The organism is Streptomyces sp. NPDC025273, assembly GCF_040638585.1.
Lineage (GTDB): Bacteria > Actinomycetota > Actinomycetes > Streptomycetales > Streptomycetaceae > Streptomyces > Streptomyces cinereorectus.
In genome coordinates this window covers 1,067,929-1,086,648 of record NZ_JBEZYP010000001.1, presented here as the reverse complement: position 1 = coordinate 1,086,648, position 18,720 = coordinate 1,067,929, and the positions used below count along the sequence as shown (strand labels likewise).

At 70.8% G+C, this 18,720-nt stretch carries 11 protein-coding genes; 8 read left to right on the top strand and 3 right to left on the bottom strand.

Going from position 1 to position 18,720, the window contains the following annotated elements:
* Positions 1-253: 253 nt before the first annotated feature.
* Positions 254-1,771 (bottom strand): 30S ribosomal protein S1, encoded by a 1,518-nt coding sequence (gene rpsA, locus AB0F38_RS04755; protein WP_361886548.1) that lies wholly within the window; start codon positions 1,769-1,771, stop codon positions 254-256.
* A 395-nt stretch (positions 1,772-2,166) separates the two neighbouring features.
* Here rpsA and AB0F38_RS04750 point away from each other — a divergent pair, with 395 nt between their 5' ends.
* Together AB0F38_RS04750 and hrpB are read left to right on the top strand one after the other, a co-directional pair.
* On the top strand, positions 2,167-2,991 hold the full coding sequence (locus tag AB0F38_RS04750) for a class I SAM-dependent methyltransferase (protein WP_361886545.1): 825 nt from the start codon (positions 2,167-2,169) through the stop codon (positions 2,989-2,991).
* 25 nt (positions 2,992-3,016) lie between these two features.
* Entirely contained in the window at positions 3,017-5,515 is a 2,499-nt protein-coding gene (hrpB, locus tag AB0F38_RS04745; protein WP_361886542.1) for an ATP-dependent helicase HrpB, read from the top strand.
* A 77-nt stretch (positions 5,516-5,592) separates the two neighbouring features.
* Here the strand turns inward: hrpB and AB0F38_RS04740 are convergent, their stop codons facing one another.
* A complete protein-coding gene (locus AB0F38_RS04740) occupies positions 5,593-7,290 on the bottom strand; it encodes a lytic transglycosylase domain-containing protein (protein ID WP_361886539.1) in 1,698 nt (565 codons plus the stop codon).
* Positions 7,291-7,478: 188 nt separating this feature from the next.
* On the opposite strand from AB0F38_RS04740, the gene AB0F38_RS04735 reads away from it, so the two are divergent.
* Entirely contained in the window at positions 7,479-8,357 is an 879-nt protein-coding gene (locus tag AB0F38_RS04735) for a DUF4184 family protein (protein ID WP_361886536.1), read from the top strand.
* Between the two features lie 8 nt (positions 8,358-8,365).
* Here the strand turns inward: AB0F38_RS04735 and polA are convergent, their stop codons facing one another.
* On the bottom strand, positions 8,366-11,080 hold the full coding sequence (gene polA / locus AB0F38_RS04730) for a DNA polymerase I (protein WP_361886533.1): 2,715 nt from the start codon (positions 11,078-11,080) through the stop codon (positions 8,366-8,368).
* Between the two features lie 179 nt (positions 11,081-11,259).
* On the opposite strand from polA, the gene AB0F38_RS04725 reads away from it, so the two are divergent.
* The 5 genes from AB0F38_RS04725 (at position 11,260) to AB0F38_RS04705 (ending at position 18,719) form a co-directional block, all read left to right on the top strand.
* Positions 11,260-13,545: an FdhF/YdeP family oxidoreductase gene (locus AB0F38_RS04725; RefSeq protein WP_361886530.1), complete on the top strand. Its 2,286-nt coding sequence runs from the start codon at positions 11,260-11,262 to the stop codon at positions 13,543-13,545.
* Between the two features lie 99 nt (positions 13,546-13,644).
* Positions 13,645-14,115 carry a hotdog fold thioesterase gene (locus tag AB0F38_RS04720; protein WP_361886527.1) on the top strand — a complete coding sequence of 157 codons (471 nt, stop codon included), beginning with the start codon at positions 13,645-13,647 and terminating at the stop codon, positions 14,113-14,115.
* Between the two features lie 597 nt (positions 14,116-14,712).
* Entirely contained in the window at positions 14,713-15,948 is a 1,236-nt protein-coding gene (locus tag AB0F38_RS04715; RefSeq protein WP_361886524.1) for a branched-chain amino acid ABC transporter substrate-binding protein, read from the top strand.
* A gap of 99 nt (positions 15,949-16,047) precedes the next feature.
* A complete protein-coding gene (locus AB0F38_RS04710; protein ID WP_356419996.1) occupies positions 16,048-16,980 on the top strand; it encodes a branched-chain amino acid ABC transporter permease in 933 nt (310 codons plus the stop codon).
* A gap of 5 nt (positions 16,981-16,985) precedes the next feature.
* On the top strand, positions 16,986-18,719 hold the full coding sequence (locus AB0F38_RS04705; protein ID WP_361886791.1) for a branched-chain amino acid ABC transporter permease: 1,734 nt from the start codon (positions 16,986-16,988) through the stop codon (positions 18,717-18,719).
* The last annotated feature ends 1 nt before the right edge of the window (position 18,720 follow it).

Genomic DNA, 18,720 nt, shown 5'->3' with positions numbered 1-18,720 from the left:
GCCCCCGCACACGTCCGGACCTCGACGTGCCCCTCCCCCATTCCGGCGTCACCGGACAGCGGATTCAGGCACTCGCCCCACATGCACGTACGGGAACTCCTGGCCCTTCGACGGGAGGGCATACCCGAGGGACCGGGTACCCGGAGGCGTGAGTGACGCCTGGGAACACACGTGAGGCCCGCCCCCCGAAGGGAGCGGGCCTCACTCACGGCTCTACTGCTACTGCAGCCGATGAGCGGCTGGGGTCAGAGCGTCAGCTCTGGCCGCCGGCCAGCTTCTCGCGCAGGGCGGCCAGGGCCTCGTCCGACGCCAGGGCGCCGGAGTTGTCCGCGGACTCCGAGGAGTACGAACCGCCGCCGCCACCGCTGCCGCCGGAGGCAGCCGGGGCACTGCCGGCCGGGGCAGCAGCGCCCTCGGCCGCAGCGGCCTCGTCGGCCTCGCGGGACTTGATGACCTGGGCCTGGTGCTGCTCGAAGCGCGTCTGCGCCTCGGCGTACTGGGTCTCCCAGACCTCGCGCTGCGCCTCGAAGCCCTCGAGCCAGTCGTTGGTCTCGGGGTCGAAGCCCTCGGGGTAGATGTAGTTGCCCTGGTCGTCGTACGACGCGGCCATGCCGTACAGCGTCGGGTCGAACTCGACCGAGGCCGGGTCGCCGCCGAACGCCTCGTTGGCCTGCTTCAGCGAGAGGCTGATGCGACGGCGCTCGAGGTCGATGTCGATGACCTTGACGAAGATCTCGTCGTTGACCTGGACGACCTGCTCCGGGATCTCCACGTGGCGCTCGGCCAGCTCGGAGATGTGGACCAGACCCTCGATGCCCTCGTCGACGCGCACGAACGCACCGAACGGAACGAGCTTGGTGACCTTACCGGGAACGACCTGCCCGATCTGGTGCGTACGGGCGAACTGCTGCCACGGGTCTTCCTGCGTCGCCTTGAGCGACAGCGACACGCGCTCGCGGTCCATGTCGACGTCGAGGACCTCGACGGTGACTTCCTGACCGACCTCGACGACCTCGGAGGGGTGGTCGATGTGCTTCCAGGAGAGCTCGGAGACGTGCACGAGACCGTCGACGCCACCCAGGTCCACGAAGGCACCGAAGTTGACGATCGAGGAGACGACGCCGGAGCGGACCTGACCCTTCTGCAGGGTCGTGAGGAACGTCTGGCGCACCTCGGACTGGGTCTGCTCGAGCCAGGCACGGCGGGACAGGACCACGTTGTTGCGGTTCTTGTCCAGCTCGATGATCTTGGCCTCGAGCTCCTTGCCCACGTAGGGCTGGAGGTCGCGGACACGACGCATCTCGACGAGCGACGCCGGGAGGAAGCCACGGAGGCCGATGTCGAGGATGAGACCACCCTTGACGACCTCGATGACGGTACCGGTGACGATGCCGTCTTCTTCCTTGATCTTCTCGATGGTGCCCCAGGCACGCTCGTACTGAGCGCGCTTCTTCGAGAGGATCAGGCGGCCTTCCTTGTCCTCCTTCTGGAGAACCAGGGCCTCGATCTCGTCGCCGACCTTGACGACCTCGTTCGGGTCGACGTCGTGCTTGATCGAGAGCTCGCGGCTCGGGATGACGCCTTCGGTCTTGTAACCGATGTCGAGGAGAACCTCGTCCCGGTCAACCTTGACGATGACACCGTCAACGATGTCGCCGTCGTTGAAGTACTTGATCGTCTCGTCGATCGCCGCGAGGAACGCGTCCGCGTCGCCGATGTCGTTGACCGCAACCTGCGGAGTGGTGGCGGTGGTCTCGGTGCTGCTCGTCATGTGGGAAAGGGCTCCGGTACGGACAGTGAGTCGTAGGTACTGCTACGCCGAAAGCCCGTATCGCCTCTGCAGACGCCGGACAGCCTGGAGAGCACCTGAACCGAACCGGAAAGGCGCCCCGAAAACCGAGGGGACATGCAACAGACGCGAGCGCGGCCTGCTAGGTCTGAGGCGCGCAGGCTCGCAGCGCAACTTGTAGCATACGGGGGCAGCCGGACAGGGTCAATGCGCGAAGGCGCACACCCGGGGCACAACGCCCCAATCCCGGCACAACTCACGTTCACCGAGGCCGCATCGGCCCTATCGGTGTGTCGCACGCATTCGGACGTACTCACCCGTACGGCCCGGGGGACACCGCGTGCGGCGGATGAAGGCAAACTACAACGACGGGCACGATGAGCCAAGAGACGTACGACTCCGAACCTGAAGCGACGCGCCGGGAAGCCGGGGAAGCGGAGAGCAGCCGGGCAAGTCGCGGATGGTGGGACCGCAACGCCGACGAGTACCAGAGCGACCACGGGGCCTTCCTCGGGGACGACCGCTTCGTCTGGGGCCCGGAGGGGCTCGACGAGGCGGACGCCGCCCTGCTGGGCCCGGTGTCCGCCCTGAAGGGCCGGGACGTCCTGGAGATCGGCGCCGGCGCCGCCCAGTGCTCGCGCTGGCTGGCCGCGCGGGGCGCGCGCCCGGTGGCGCTGGACCTCTCCCACCGCCAGCTCCAGCACGCGCTGCGGATCGGCGGCGACGTCCCCCTGGTGGAGGCCGACGCGGGCCGGCTGCCGTTCCGGGACGGCTCCTTCGACCTGGCCTGCTCCGCCTACGGAGCGGTGCCGTTCGTCGCCGACCCCGTACAGGTGTTCCGGGAGGTGCACCGGGTGCTGCGCCCCGGGGGCCGCTGGGTCTTCTCGGTGACGCACCCGATCCGCTGGGCGTTCCCCGACGAGCCCGGCCCGGAGGGGCTCTCCGTCGCCGCGTCCTACTTCGACCGCGTGCCGTACGTCGAGCAGGACGAACGGGGCGACGCGGTGTACGTCGAGCACCACAGGACGCTCGGCGACCGGGTCCGCGACGTGGTGGCCGGCGGTTTCCGGCTGGTCGACCTGGTGGAACCGGAGTGGCCCGCATGGAATCACCAGGAGTGGGGCGGCTGGTCCCCCCTGCGCGGCCACCTCATCCCCGGGACGGCGATCTTCGTCTGCGAACGGGACCACCGGTCCGCGTGAGGGACCGTCGTACGAGACTGGGGGCGTGATCCGCACCGACGCCCTGGACCAGCTGCCCGTACGCACCGCCCTGCCCGCCCTGGAGCGGGCGCTCGACGACCGGGGGGTGGCGGTGCTCTGCGCACCCCCCGGGACCGGCAAGACGACGCTCGTTCCCCTGGTGCTCGCCGGGCTGACCGGCGGCGGCCCGGTGCGCAGGGTCCTCGTGGCCGAGCCCCGGCGGATCGCGGCCCGGGCGGCGGCGCGCCGGATGGCGTGGCTGCTCGGCGAGCCGACCGGCGGCCGGGTCGGCTTCACGGTGCGCGGGGAGCGTGTGGTGGGGCACGACACGGTGGTGGAGGTCGTGACCACGGGGGTGCTGCTCCAGCGGCTCCAGCGCGACCAGGAGCTGGCCGGCGTCGACGTGGTGATCATCGACGAGTGCCACGAGCGGCATCTGGACGCGGACACGGTCGCCGCGTTCCTCCTCGACGTACGGGAGGCGATCAGGCCCGACCTGCGGCTGGTCGCGGCGTCGGCGACGACGGACGCCGAGGGCTGGGCCCGTCTGCTGGGCGACGCGCCGGTGGTCGAGGCGCGGGGCGTGTCCCATCCGGTCGAGGTGGTGTGGGCGCCACCGACGGGGCCGGTACGCCCGCCGCACGGGATGCGGGTCGACCCCGCGCTGCTGACGCACGTGGCCGCCGTGGTGCGCCGGGCACTGGCCGAGCGGGACGGCGACGTGCTGTGCTTCCTGCCCGGCGTCGGCGAGATCGGCCGGGTGGCCGGGCAGCTCGCGGGGGTGGACGCCGAGGTGCTCCAGGTGCACGGGCGGGCGCCCGCGACCGTGCAGGACGCGGTCCTGGCCGGGTCCTCGCAGCGGCGCCGGGTGGTGCTGGCGACGTCCGTGGCGGAGTCCTCCCTCACGGTGCCGGGCGTCCGGGTGGTCGTGGACTCCGGGCTGGCCAGGGAGCCGCGCACCGACCACGCGCGGGGTCTGAGCGCGCTCACGACCGTACGGGCGTCGCAGGCGGCCGGGCGCCAGCGGGCGGGCCGGGCGGGGCGCGAGGCGCCGGGTGCGGTGTACCGCTGCTGGGAGCAGGCGGAGGACGGGCGGCTCGCCCGGTTCCCGTCACCGGAGATCAAGGTGGCCGATCTGACGGCGTTCGCGCTGCAGGCGGCGTGCTGGGGTGCTCCGGACGCCACCGGGCTGGCGCTGCTCGACCCGCCGCCCGCCGGGGCCATGGGAGCGGCGCGGGAGGTACTGACGGCGGTGGGCGCGGTCGACGCGGCGGGGCGGGTCACGGACCGGGGTGTGCGGATGTCCCGGCTCGGGCTGCACCCCAGGCTGGCGCGGGCGCTGCTGGACGGTGCGGACGAGGTGGGCGGGCGGCAGGCCGCGGAGGTGGTGGCTCTGCTGAGCGAGGAGCCGCCGCGGGAGTACGGCGACGACCTGGCCGCCGCCCTGCGGACGGCGCGGCGGGGCGGGGACGGGTACGCGGCCCGCTGGCGGCAGGAGGTGAGGCGGCTGTCGTCCTCGCTCGGCCGGGCCGGCGGCCGGGGTTCCTCGGACGACACGGCCGCCGGGCTGGTGGCGGCGCTGGCGTTCCCGGAGCGGGTGGCGAGGGCCCGGGGCGGGGGCGCGTTCCTGATGGTGTCGGGCACGGGCGCGGAGCTCCGGGACGGTTCGGGGCTGCGCAGCGCGCCGTGGCTGGCCGTCGCGGTCGCCGACCGGCCGGCCCACGCGGCGTCCGCCCGGGTGCGGCTGGCCGCGGTCGTCGACGAGGACACGGCGCGGCTGGCCGCCGGGCATCTGCGGTTCTCGGGCGAGGAGGTCCGCTGGGTGGACGGCGATGTGGTGGCGCGTTCCGTGGAACGGCTCGGAGCCGTCGAACTGTCGGTACGGGCACTGAAGCGGCCTGCGCCGGAGCTGGTGCGCGAGGCGCTGCTGGAAGGGCTGCGGCGCGAGGGACCGGGGCTGCTGCGGTGGACCCGGGACAGCGAGCAGCTGCGGCTGCGGCTCGCCTTCCTGCACCGGGTGCTGGGGGCGCCGTGGCCCGATGTGTCGGACGGCGCGCTGCTGGCGCGTGCCGGGGAGTGGCTGGAGCCCGAGCTGTCGCGGGCACGCCGCCGCTCGGATCTGGCGCGGACCGACGCCGGGCAGGCGGTGCGCCGGCTGCTGCCGTGGGCGACGGGCGACGCCGCCCGGCTCGACGAGCTGGCCCCGGAACGGATCGCGGTGCCGAGCGGGTCGAGGATCCGGGTGGAGTACGGCGGCGAGCAGCCCGTCCTCGCGGTGAAGCTCCAGGAGCTGTTCGGAATGCGGGAGACGCCCAGGGTGGCCGGGGTGCCCGTCCTGGTGCACCTGCTCTCGCCCGCCGGGCGCCCGGCGGCGGTGACGGCGGATCTGGCGTCGTTCTGGCGGGAGGGCTACCGGGCGGTGCGGGCCGAGCTGCGCGGCCGGTACCCGAAACACCCGTGGCCGCAGGACCCGACGACGGTGCAGGCGACCCGCTACACGTCGGCGCGGCTCCGCCGGGACTGACGCGGGGCCCCGGGACCGGGAACGGAGCAGCCCCTCGGCAGCGGGTGGCCGAGGGGCTGCTTCCAGGGTGGTGCGGGTCAGGCGGCGGGCGCCGCCTCGACCGTGAGCACGACGGTGAGCGTGACGCCGCTCGCCGTGGTGAGCCGCAGCGTGTAGGTGCCCGCGGTGTCGTCGGCGTAGATCTCCGGGAGCTCCAGGACTCCGTCGGCACCGGTCTTCAGGTCCGTCAGCGTGCGGACGGGCGCACCGGCGGCGTCCTTGAAGTACGGGCCCTTGTCGTTCTCGGCGGGCGTCGCCCCGTCGGTGATCATCGTGGCGGTCACGGCGGTGCCCGCGAGGCCCGTCCCCTTGTACGTCGCCCGGACCGCGACCGTGTCGGCGAACTCCGCACCGGCGGCGGCGCTCAGGGCCTTGTCGTCGGTACGGGCGAGGGCGTCCGCCTGCCGGGCGGTGACGTTGGCCGTGTAGGTGAGGGTGCGCGGCTCGGTGGTGCCCGCGAACGCCCTCACCTTGAACTCGCCCGTCTTCTCGCCCGCCGTCAGAACGGGGGCGGTGACGGTGCCGTCGGCGCCGGTGGACAGTGTGACCGTGGTCTTCCCGCCGGCGAAGCGGGTGTCGGTGTCACCGGTGATCGCGAAGGTGACCGGGGTCCTGGCGAGCGGGGTGCCGAGGGTGTTCTTCGTCCGCACCCTGACGCGCTCGCTGAACACCTCGCCCGCCGTGGCGGTGAGGGTGCCGGTGCCCGCGTTCTCGATGCTGCCGAACGACGGAGCGGGCGGAGTCGTCGGAGGCGTGGCCGGCGGCGTGGTCGGAGGTGTCGTGGGCGGCTTGGTGGGCGGCTTCGGCTTCGGCGGGGTGGGCTCCGGGCTCGGCGTCGTCCCGCCGCCGGGGGTACCCGGCGGGGTGGCGGCCGGGGGCGGCGTGGGCGTGGGTGACGGGCTGGACGATCCGCCGCCCGAGCCGACCGGGAGGACACCGCTGCCGTCCGGGACCTCGTGGGTACCGCGCTTGTAGAAGTCGAACCAGGAGCGCACCGTCCGCAGGTACTCCCGCGAGTGGTTGTAGCTCAGCACCGCCCGGTCGAGGTCCGCCGCGAGGGCCAGGTCGCGGGTGCCCGCGCAGAGGTAGCGCCCGGCGGCCAGCGCCGCGTCGTAGATGTTGTTGGGGTCCTTGCGTCCGTCGCCGTTTCCGTCCTGGCCCCAGGTGGCCCAGGTCTGCGGGATGAACTGCATCGGGCCCACCGCACGGTCGTGGGTCGAGTCCCCGTCGTACGCCCCGCCGTCGGAGTCCTTGATCAGCGCGAAGCCCTGCCCGTTGAGGGCCGGGCCGAGGATCGGGGAGAACGTGGTCCCGTTGTCGTCGACCTTGCCGCCGCGTGCCTGGCCGGACTCGACCTTGCCGATCGCGGCGAGGAGCTGCCACGGCAGACGGCAGGCGGCGTCGGTGCCCGCGAGATCCTGCTCGGCCTTCTTGTACGCCGCCAGGATCGTGGCCGGTATGCCCGCTTCCGCACTGCCGGTCACCGGTAGATTCACGGACGAACCGGGCTTGTTGGGCGTGGTGAGGGGCGGCAGGTCGGTGTAGTACGGCGAGTTGCCGGTGGCCGCGCCGTCGCCGGGCGGGGTCGCGCCGGCTGCCGCCGGATCACCGCCCGCCGTGCTCGCGGCCAGTGGCGCCGCGGGAGCCTGCGAGGCGGAGAGGGCGGCCACCGCGGCGGCTGCCACCGCGGTGGTGGTGGCCCCCCTGCGCAGCCGGCGGCCGAATTGCGCTGCCATACGTTCTGGTCCCTCCCCGTCGACGGCTGTTCGCGCTCCCCAGCGCGAGGACTCAGGCGACCCTACGGCAACGGACGCCGCCCGAACACCGGTCCACGAACGGTTCTTACCGTTTATTCACGTTCCCGTCCGCACCTCGTACGGCAAACCGGACGGACCGGTGACGGAGCCTCACGCATAATGCCGCCATGCCCTTCACGCTCAGCCACGCCGCGGCCGTACTCCCCGGGATCCACCGGTCCGGTACGGGCCGGGGTCCGCTGGTCGCCTCCGCCCTCGTCGCGGGTTCGTTCGCCCCCGACATGACGTACTACGCGGACACGGCGATCCCGGGGGCGATGGCATTCGGTGCGGTGACGCACTCGCTGTGGGGTGTGTTCACCGTGGACGTACTCATCACCGGTGCGGTCGTGGCGCTGTGGCTGCTGCTGCGGGAACCGCTGGTGGCCCTGCTGCCGGCCACGTGGCAGGGACGCGCGCACACCTTCGCGCGGGGCAGGCGGCGGGAACCCGGGAGGGCGGTCCTCCCCGCGGCGGGGTGGTTCGCACTGTCCGCGGTCATCGGCTCGGGCACCCACGTCGTGTGGGACGCCTTCACCCATCACAGCCGGTGGGGCACCGAGTCGGTGCCGGTGCTGAGCCGGAGCCTCGGCGGCTTCCCGGTGTTCCAGCTGCTCCAGTACGGAAGTTCGGCCGTGGCCCTGACAGTCCTGGCCGGATTCACGTACTCGGGGCTGCGGCGGACCGCGCCCCTGCCGGTGCCCCAGTCCGTCCCGGTGCTCGGCCGGGCGGAGCGCCGCCGGGCGGTCGCGCTGCTCGCCGTGTGCGTCCTGCTCGGCGTCGCCCACCGGTGCGCCCGCTGGTGGGCCCACTCCGGGCACACCGGCACACCGCTCGGCATCGTCCCGACGGCCTGCTTCGGCGCCGGGGCGGGGCTCGCCGTCGGACTCCTGCTGTACGGGGTGTGGACGCGGCTGCGGGCCCGGACGGCTCCCCGCCCACCGGACGGGCCAGGTGCGAGGACCGCACCGGGCCGCCCGGCCGGCGAGGACACCGTCCGTACGTGAGCGATCCGTCAGTGCGCGGCCGACTCCCAGTCCGTGCCCACACCGACCGAGACGTCCAGCGGGGCACGGAGCTCGACCGCCGTGGACATCTCCCTGCGGAGGATCTCCTCGACCCGCTCGCGCTCGCCCCCGGCGATCTCCAGGACGATTTCGTCATGGACCTGGAGCAGCATCCGTGAGGCCAGCTCCGCCTCGGTCAGCGCCTTGTCCACCTTGAGCATCGCGACCTTCACGATGTCGGCCGCGGTCCCCTGGATCGGCGCGTTGAGCGCCATCCGCTCCGCCATCTCGCGCCGCTGACGGTTGTCGCTGGTCAGGTCGGGGAGATACCGGCGACGGCCGAAGACCGTCTCCGTGTAGCCGGTGGACCTGGCCTCCTCCACCACACGGTGCAGATAGTCGCGGACACCGCCGAACCGCTCGAAGTAGGTCTCCATCAGCCCGCGCGCCTCGCCGGGCTCGATGTTGAGCTGCTGGGAGAGCCCGAACGCGGAGAGCCCGTAGGCCAGTCCGTACGACATCGCCTTGATCTTCCGGCGCATCTCGGCGTGGACGGCCGACTTCTCGACCCCGAACACCTGCGAGGCAACCGTCGTGTGCAGGTCCTCCCCCGAGGTGAACGCCTCGATCAGGCCGGCGTCCTCGGAGAGGTGCGCCATCACCCGCAACTCGATCTGGCTGTAGTCCGCCGTCATCAGCGTCTCGAAGCCCTCGCCGACGACGAAGCCCCGGCGGATCGCCCGCCCCTCGTCCGTGCGGACCGGGATGTTCTGCAGGTTCGGATCGGTGGAGGAGAGCCGCCCGGTCGCCGCGACCGTCTGGTTGAACGTGGTGTGGATCCGGCCGTCCGCACCGATCGTCTTGACCAGGCCCTCGACCGTGACCCGCAGCTTCGCCTGCTCACGGTGGCGCAGCATGATGACCGGCAGCTCGTGCTCGGTCTGCGCGGCAAGCCAGGCCAGCGCGTCGGCGTCCGTCGTGTAACCCGTCTTCGTCTTCTTCGTCCTGGGCAGTGCCAGCTCGCCGAAGAGGACTTCCTGGAGCTGCTTGGGCGAGCCGAGGTTGAACTCGCGGCCCACCGCGGCGTGCGCCTCCTTCACCGCCTGCTGCACGGCGCCCGCGAACTGCTGCTCCATACCTTCCAGATGTGCCCGGTCGGCGGCGATGCCGTGCCGCTCCAGACGGGCCAGCAGGATCGAGGTGGGCAGCTCCATGTCGTGCAGCAGCTCGGCGGCACCGACCTCCCGCAGACGGACGGCGAACGCCTCGCCCAGATCCAGGACCGCGCGGGCCTGCGACATCAGGGCATCGGCCTCGGCCCTGTCGTCCGCGCCGAAGGCCAGCTGGCCGTCGGACGAGGCGGCGGGGGCCAGCTCACGGCCCAGGTACTCCACGGACAGGGCGTCCAGGGCGAACGAACGGCGGCCGGGCTTGACCAGGTAGGCGGCCAGCGCGGTGTCCATCGTGACGCCGTCGATCCGCCAGCCGTGCTCGGGGAAGACCCGCATGGCGCTCTTCGCGTTGTGCATGACCTTGGGTCGCTCCGGGTCGGCGACCCACGAGACGAACGCCTGCTCGTCGGCCTCGTCGAGCTGCGACGGGTCGAACCAGGCGGCCGCCCCGCCGGCGGCGGCCAGCGCCACCTCCGTCACACTGCCCTTCCCCAGCGACCACGTGTCGACCGTGACGACACCGAGCGGCTGCCCGCCGTGCGCCTCCAGCCAGGGCGCCACCTCGCCCGAACCCAGCACCGAACCGTCCAGCTCGACGCCGGACGCGGGCTCCGGAGCAGCCTCCTGCCCGGCCGCACCCGGGTCCACGGCCATCAGCCGCTCACGCAGGCTCGGATTGCGGATCTCCAGGACGTCCAGCACCCCCGTGACGGCCGTGCGGTCGTACGGCGCGCGCTCCAGATCCTGCGGGGCCTTCGGCAGCTCCACGTCCCTGACCATCTCGGTCAGCCGGCGGTTCATGCGCACCGCGTCCAGGTGGTCGCGGAAATTCTGACCGGCCTTGCCCTTGACCTCCTCCGCCCGTGCCACGAGGTCGTCGAACGAACCGAACTGGTTGATCCACTTCGCGGCGGTCTTCTCACCGACGCCCGGGATGCCCGGGAGGTTGTCCGACGGGTCCCCGCGCAGCGCCGCGAAGTCCGGATACTGCCGCGGCGTGAGCCCGTACTTCTCCTCGACCTTCGCCGGGGTGAAGCGCGTCAGCTCGGAGACGCCCTTCGTCGGGTACAGCACGGTCACGTTGTCCGTGATCAGCTGGAAGGAGTCCCGGTCGCCCGTGACGATCAGCACCTCGAAGCCCGCCGCCTCGGCCTGGGTGGCCAGCGTCGCGATGACGTCGTCCGCCTCGAAGCCGTCGACCGCGAAGCGGTCGGCGTGCATCGCGTCGAGCAGCTCACCGATCAGCTCCACCTGCCCCTTGAACTCGTCGGGCGTCTTGGAACGATTCGCCTTGTACTCGGGGAACTCCTGCGAACGCCACGTCTTGCGGGACACATCGAAGGCCACCGCGAAATGCGTGGGCGCCTCGTCACGCAGCGTGTTCGCCAGCATCGACGCGAAGCCGTACACGGCGTTCGTCGGCTGCCCCGTGCCGGTCGTGAAATTCTCCGCGGGGAGCGCAAAGAACGCCCGGTACGCCAGGGAGTGCCCGTCCATCAGGAGCAGGCGCGGTCGGTTGTCTGCCGTCTTCTTCGATGCCGTCTCAGCCACGCCCCCGATCCTGCCACGGACCACTGACACTCCGGACCGGCCGCCGCTCGTCCCCCGCTCGCGCGCGGCTCGGGCCCCGGCCGGCACATGTACCAGGCTCCCCGGCTTCCCACCAGGCCACCCGGCGGCGGCGCATGACACGATCGGAGACAGGAAGAAGCGCTCGAAGGGGAGCAACCATGGCCACAAAGCCCCCGACCGGTGACCCGGTCCAGGACGCCCCGCAGGTCGAAGCGGTCCAGCACGCCGCCGCGGGACTGCCCGCCGTCGCCCACAGCCTGCTCGTCGCCCAGCAGCAGATGGGAGTACGGCGCACCGCGCAGACCCTCCTCAAGGTCAACCAGAAGGACGGCTTCGACTGCCCCGGCTGCGCCTGGCCCGAGGGCGACAAGCGGCACACCGCCGAATTCTGCGAGAACGGCGCCAAGGCCGTCGCCGAAGAGGCGACCCTGCGCCGCGTCACCCCCGACTTCTTCGCCGCGCACCCCGTCGCCGACCTGGCCACCCGCAGCGGCTACTGGCTCGGCCAGCAGGGCCGCATCACGCAGCCCATGTACCTGCCCGCGGGTGCCGACCGGTACGAGGCCGTGACCTGGGAGCGCGCCTTCGAGATCCTCACCGAGGAGCTCACGGCGCTCGCCTCCCCCGACGAGGCGCTGTTCTACACCTCGGGCCGCACCAGCAACGAGGCGGCGTTCCTGCTCCAGCTCTTCGCCCGGGAGTTCGGCACCAACAACCTCCCCGACTGCTCCAACATGTGCCACGAGTCGTCGGGGTCGGCGCTCACCGAGACGATCGGCGTCGGAAAGGGGAGCGTCAGCCTGGAGGACCTCCACCAGGCCGACCTGATCATCGTCGCCGGACAGAACCCGGGCACCAACCACCCCCGGATGCTCTCCGCCCTGGAGCGGGCCAAGTCCGCCGGAGCCCGGATCATCTCGGTGAACCCGCTGCCCGAGGCCGGCATGGAGCGGTTCAAGAACCCGCAGACCGCCCGAGGCATGATCAGGGGCACGGCCCTCAACGACCTCTTCCTGCAGATCCGCATCGGCGGCGACCAGGCCCTCTTCCGCCTCCTGAACAAGATGATCCTGGAGACCGAAGGAGCCGTCGACACCACCTTCGTCACCGAACACACCCACGGATACGAGGAGTTCGCCGACGCCGCCCGCGCCGCCGACTGGACGCAGACCCTCACCGCCACCGGTCTGGAGCGCGAGGCCATCGAACAGGCCCTCGCCATGATCCTCGCCTCCGAGCGCACCATCGTCTGCTGGGCCATGGGCCTCACCCAGCACAAGCACTCCGTGCCGACCATCCGCGAAGTGGTCAACTTCCTTCTGCTGCGCGGCAACATCGGCAGGCCGGGCGCCGGGGTCTGCCCCGTGCGCGGTCACTCCAACGTCCAGGGCGACCGCACCATGGGCATCTTCGAACGCCCCTCGGCCGCCTTCCTCGACGCCCTGGACAAGGAGTTCAAGATCACCTCGCCGCGCCACCACGGCTACGACGTCGTCCGGTCCATCCAGGCGCTGCGCGACGGCGACGCCAAGGTCTTCTTCGCGATGGGCGGCAACTTCGTCGCCGCGACACCCGACACCGCCGTCACGGAAGCCGCGATGCGCCGCGCCCGGCTCACCGTCCACGTGTCGACCAAACTCAACCGCTCCCACGCCGTGACCGGCACCCGCGCCCTGATCCTGCCCACGCTCGGACGCACCGACAAGGACGTCCAGGCGGGAACGAAACAGTTCGTCACCGTCGAGGACTCCATGGGCCTGGTCCACGCCTCACGGGGCAACCTCACCCCCGCCGGCCCCCACCTGCTCTCCGAGCCGGCCATCGTCGCCCGCCTGGCCCGCGCCGTCCTCGGCCCCCGCTCCACCACACCCTGGGAGGAGTTCGAGAAGGACTACGGGACGATCCGCGACCGCATCTCCCGCGTCGTGCCCGGCTTCGAGGACTTCAACGCCCGCGTCGCACAGCCCGGCGGCTTCTCCCTGCCCCACGCCCCGCGCGACGAACGGCGCTTCCCCACCGCCACGGGCCGGGCCAACTTCACCGCCGCACCGGTCGAGTACCCCGAACTCCCCGAAGGCAGACTGCTGCTGCAGACCCTGCGCTCCCACGACCAGTACAACACCACGATCTACGGCCTCGACGACCGCTACCGCGGCATCAAGGGCGGCCGCCGCATCGTCATGGTCAACCCCGAGGACGCCCGCACGCTCGGACTCCCCGACGGCTCGTACACCGACCTCGTCAGCGAGTGGAAGGACGGCGTCGAGCGCCGGGCACCGGGCTTCCGCGTCGTGCACTACCCGACCGCGCGGGGCTGCGCCGCCGCGTACTACCCCGAGACCAACGTGCTCGTCCCGCTCGACGCCACCGCGGACACCAGCAACACCCCGGCCAGCAAGTCGGTCGTCGTCCGGTTCGAGCGGGCCGAGGGCGCCGGCCGGTGAGGCCGGCCGAGGGCATCAGCCCCTAAGCGTTCGCTCAGTCGTCTGATAAGAACAGGGCACACAGCAACGAACGACCGCAGACGATCGGAGCCGGACCCCATGGGCGAGCACACCGCACCCACGTTCCCCCAGGAGATCATCGACGAGTACGCCGTACTCGGCGTCGACCTCCCCGCACTCTTCTCCGCCGGGCATCTCGGCGAGCGCATGGGCGTACAGATCGTCGAGGCGTCCGCCGAGCGCGTCGTGGGCACCATGCCCGTCGAGGGCAACACCCAGCCCTACGGCCTGCTCCACGGCGGCGCCTCGGCCGTCCTCGCCGAGACCCTCGGCTCGATCGGCAGCATGCTCCACGGCGGCGCCACCAAGATCGCCGTCGGCGTCGACCTGAACTGCACGCATCACCGCGGCGCCCGCAGCGGCCTCGTCACGGGCGTCGCCACCCCCGTCCACCGCGGACGCTCCACCGCCACGTACGAGATCGTCATCACCGACGAACAGGACAAGCGGGTCTGCACCGCCCGTCTCACCTGCCTCCTGCGCACCATGGAACAGCCCGCGGCCGGCTGACCGCCCCACCCCGGGACCCACCGCCCGGTCCGGAACGCGCACCGCATTCCGGACCGGGCGGACCCATATCCGAAGCATTTCCTCCATGTTTCCGGACACGCACGGTCAGCACCCCCGACCGGTGCACATGTTCCACGAGGCACGTCAGCAGCCACTCCGGCCGCCGCGGCGAATCGAACACATCTCCCAGATGTAACACTGCGTAACAAGTGTGCAATACACGGAAATCGCCCTCCGCGCCCACCGCCGACCCACCGGCGCGACCTCGCGGCGCCCCTTGCGCCCCGGTTCGTGCGACAGCACCAAGATCGGCTCAAGCCCCTTAGCAGAGCTGCACGTTCTCACGATGCGGTCACTTCGCCACCCGCAGAAATGCCGCACATGCGGCACTCTGCGGCCATCAAGTCTTCCCCATGGCATAACAAGACAGTCACATCATCAGCTGACCCGTCCCGCACCCCCTCACCTGCCCATAGAGTCACGGCCAGTCACCGCGCCGCCGGGCGTGTCTACTGCACGGCTCTGTATCGACCAGTACAGCCCGGCGTAGTCACGGCACCTCATGCAGAGGAGGCCGCGCCAGGGAAAGGACCTTTCGTGCGACACCGTTCTTTGATCATCCTCACCACCGTGCTCACCACCGGTGCACTCACTCTCACCGCCTGCGGGTCGCGCGACGACAACAGCAAGGGCAACGGCGACAGCGGCGGCAAGACCACCGTCGTCATCGGTGTCGACGCCCCGCTGACCGGATCCCTCTCCGCACTCGGCCAGGGCATCAAGAACTCCGTGGACCTCGCGGCCAAGACCGCGAACAAGAACAACGAAGTCCCCGGCATCGAATTCAAGATCGAAGCCCTCGACGACCAGGCCGTCCCCGCCTCCGGCCAGGCCAACGCCACCAAACTCGTCGGCAACAAGGACGTCCTCGGAGCCGTCGGCCCGCTGAACTCCGGCGTCGCCCAGTCCATGCAGGGCGTCTTCGAGAAGGCCGACCTCGCCCAGGTCTCCCCCGCCAACACCAACCCCGCCCTCAGCCAGGGCGACAACTGGGGCAAGGGCGACTCCAAGCGCGTCTTCAAGACCTACTTCCGCACCTGCGCCACCGACGTCGTCCAGGGCAAGTTCGCCGCCCAGTACCTCTTCAACGACGCCAAGAAGAAGAAGGTCTACGTCGTCGACGACAAGCAGACCTACGGCGCCGGCCTCGCCGCGATCTTCTCCGCCGAATTCGAGCGCCTCGGCGGCAAGGTCGTCGGCACCGACCACGTCACCGTCAAGGAGACCGACTTCTCCAGCACCGCCGACAAGGTCAAGAGCTCCGGCGCCGACTCCGTCTACTACGGCGGCCAGTACCCCGAGGGCGGCCTCCTCTCCGACCAGATCAAGAAGACCGGCGCCAAGATCCCCACCATGGGCGGCGACGGCATCTACGACCCCGCCTTCATCAGCGCCTCCGGTGAGGCCAACGACGGCGACTTCGCCACCTCCGTCGGCTACCCCGTCGAGGCCCTCCCGACCGCCAAGCAGTTCATCGCGGACTACAACGCCGGCGGCTACAAGGACCCCTTCGCGGCCTACGGCGGCTACTCCTACGACGCCGGATGGGCCATCATCCAGGCCGTCAAGGCCGTCGTCGCCGAGAACGACGGAAAGCTCCCCGAGGACGCCCGCGCCAAGGTCACCGAAGCCATGTCCAAGGTCTCCTTCGACGGCGTGACCGGCAAGGTCTCCTTCGACGAATTCGGTGACACCACCAACAAGCAGCTCACCGTCTACGAGGTCCAGAAGGGCGCTTGGAAGGACGTCAAGAGCGCCACGTTCGAGGACTGATCACCCAGCACGACCACAACACACGCTCCTGACCGCGCGAGGGCGCAAACAGCGCCCTCGCGCGGTGTCATATCCGACAAGCTCATCGGAGGCACTGCGGTGAACGAACTGCCGCAACAGCTGGCCAACGGTCTCGCACTCGGCGCGCTCTATGGCCTCATAGCCATCGGGTACACCATGGTGTACGGCATCGTCCAGCTCATCAATTTCGCCCACGGCGAGATCTTCATGATCGGGGGCTTCGGCGCCCTCACCACCTACCTCGCGCTCCCCAGCGGAACCTCGCTCATGGTGGTCATACCCCTCATGATCGTCGGTGGCGCAATCGCCTCCGTCGCCGTAGCCACGGCCGCGGAACGCTTCGCCTACCGCCCCCTGCGCGGCGCGCCCCGCCTGGCCCCCCTCATCACCGCGATCGGCCTCTCGATCGTCCTCCAGCAGCTTGTCTGGGGCTTCTACCCCGACGCGAAGAAGCCGCGCAGCTTCCCCGAGTTCCAGGGCGAGTCGTTCAAGATCTTCGACAACCTCTACCTCCAGCGCGCCGACGCCTTCATCCTCGTCCTCGCACCCCTCTGCATGCTCGCCCTCGGCATGTTCGTCGCCAAGAGCCGCAGCGGCCGCGCCATGCAGGCCACCGCACAGGACCCCGACACGGCCAAGCTCATGGGCATCAACACCGACCGCATCATCGTGATGGCCTTCGCCATCGGAGCCGCGTTCGCCGCCATCGCAGCCGTCGCCTACGGACTCGACAAGGGCCAGATCAACTTCGAGATGGGCTTCCTCCTCGGACTCAAGGCCTTCACCGCCGCAGTCCTCGGCGGCATCGGCAACATCTACGGAGCCATGGTCGGCGGAGTCGTCCTCGGCCTCGCCGAAGCCCTCTCCATCGCCTACATCGAGGAAATCCCCGGCATGCAGCAGCTCGGCGGCGGCGCCTGGGCCAACGTCTGGGCATTCGTACTTCTCATCGTCGTCCTCCTCGTCAGGCCACAAGGCCTGCTCGGTGAGCGCGTCGCGGATCGGGCGTGAGAGCCATGACAACCGACACCACCAAAACCGCCGCCGCCACCCCGGCCACCACCGACTCCCGGACCACCGGCCTGCGCCGCCTCACCGCCCTCGGCGGCATCGCGACCATCGCCGCCACGTTCCTGTCCTGGACCTACACCGACGAGTTCCCCGGCGACCTCACCGTCTACGGCTACCCCGGCGGCCTCCAGGTCCTCACCCTCGTCGCGGGCATCCTCGTACTCCTGTACGCACTCGCCGCCCTCGACATCCGCGGCCTCCGCTGGCTCGCACCCACCGGCACCACCAAAGCACTCCAGTTCCTGGCCCTCGGCGCCTTCGGAACCACCTGGTTCACCGTCATCGCCATCGCCGTCGAACTCGGCGGCGTCGTCAACCTGGAGCCCGGCGGCTTCGTCGCGGCAGTGGCCTCCGCCATCCCGCTCACCGCCTTCCTCCTGCCCGACGACACCCACAAGGCCTCACGCCCCAAGGAACTCCCCTCCTGGGCCGAGATCCTCATCATCGTCGCCGCCTTCGGCACCGGCCTCTTCGTCGTCACCTACGGCATCGACACCGAATACGCCGAACTCTTCACCGGCTACCTGATCACCGCCGGCTTCGCCGTCGGCGCCCTGTTCAAGTCCGGCCTCATGGCCCGGCTCTCGGTACTCACCACCAAGTACCGCTCCATCGCCGTCGCCGCCGCGTTCATCGCCGCAGCCGCATTCCCCTTCACCCAGAGCACCGACCAGTACACCCTCATCGCGGTCAACATCCTCATCTTCGCGACCGTCGCACTCGGGCTGAACATCGTCGTCGGCCTCGCCGGACTCCTCGACCTCGGATACGTCGCCTTCCTCGGCGTCGGCGCCTACACCGCCGCGCTCGTCTCCGGCACCACCGCATCCGCCTTCGACGTCCACTTCCCCTTCTGGGCAGCGGTCCTCACCGGCGCAGCCGTCTCCCTGATCTTCGGCGTCGTCATCGGAGCGCCCACACTGCGCCTCCGCGGCGACTACCTCGCCATCGTCACCCTCGGCTTCGGCGAGATCTTCCGCATCACCGTCGGCAACCTCGACGGCGTCTCCGGCCCCCAGATCACCAACGGCCCCAACGGCGTACCCAACATCCCCGACCTCGTCTTCTTCGGATACGACTTCGGTGAGTCCCACACGATCCTGGGCATCGAACTCGGCGGATACGCCAACTACTACCTGCTCATGCTGCTCGCGATGATCCTCGTGGTCCTCGTCTTCAGCCGCGCGGGCAGCTCCCGCATCGGCCGCGCCTGGGTCGCCATCCGCGAGGACGAGACCGCCGCCACCGCCATGGGCATCAACGGCTTCCGCGTCAAGCTCATCGCCTTCGCCCTCGGCGCCACCCTCGCCGGCCTCGCCGGCACCGTCCAGGCCCACGTACAGAGCACCGTCGTCCCGGAGATGTACGTCTTCGCCGGCCCCGTGCCGCCCAACTCCGCCTTCCTCCTCGCCGCCGTCATCCTCGGCGGCATGGGAACGATCAGCGGACCCCTGATCGGCGCCACCCTCCTGTACATGATCCCCGCGAAGCTGCAGTTCCTCCAGGACTACCAGCTCCTCGGCTTCGGCCTCGCACTCATCCTGCTGATGCGCTTCCGCCCCGAAGGCCTCATCGCCAACCGGCGGGCCCAGCTCGAATACCACGAGACCGGCCAACTCGACACGCCCGAAGGCACACTGCCCGAATCCGGCGTCGGCACCGTGAAGGCGGGGGCGTGAA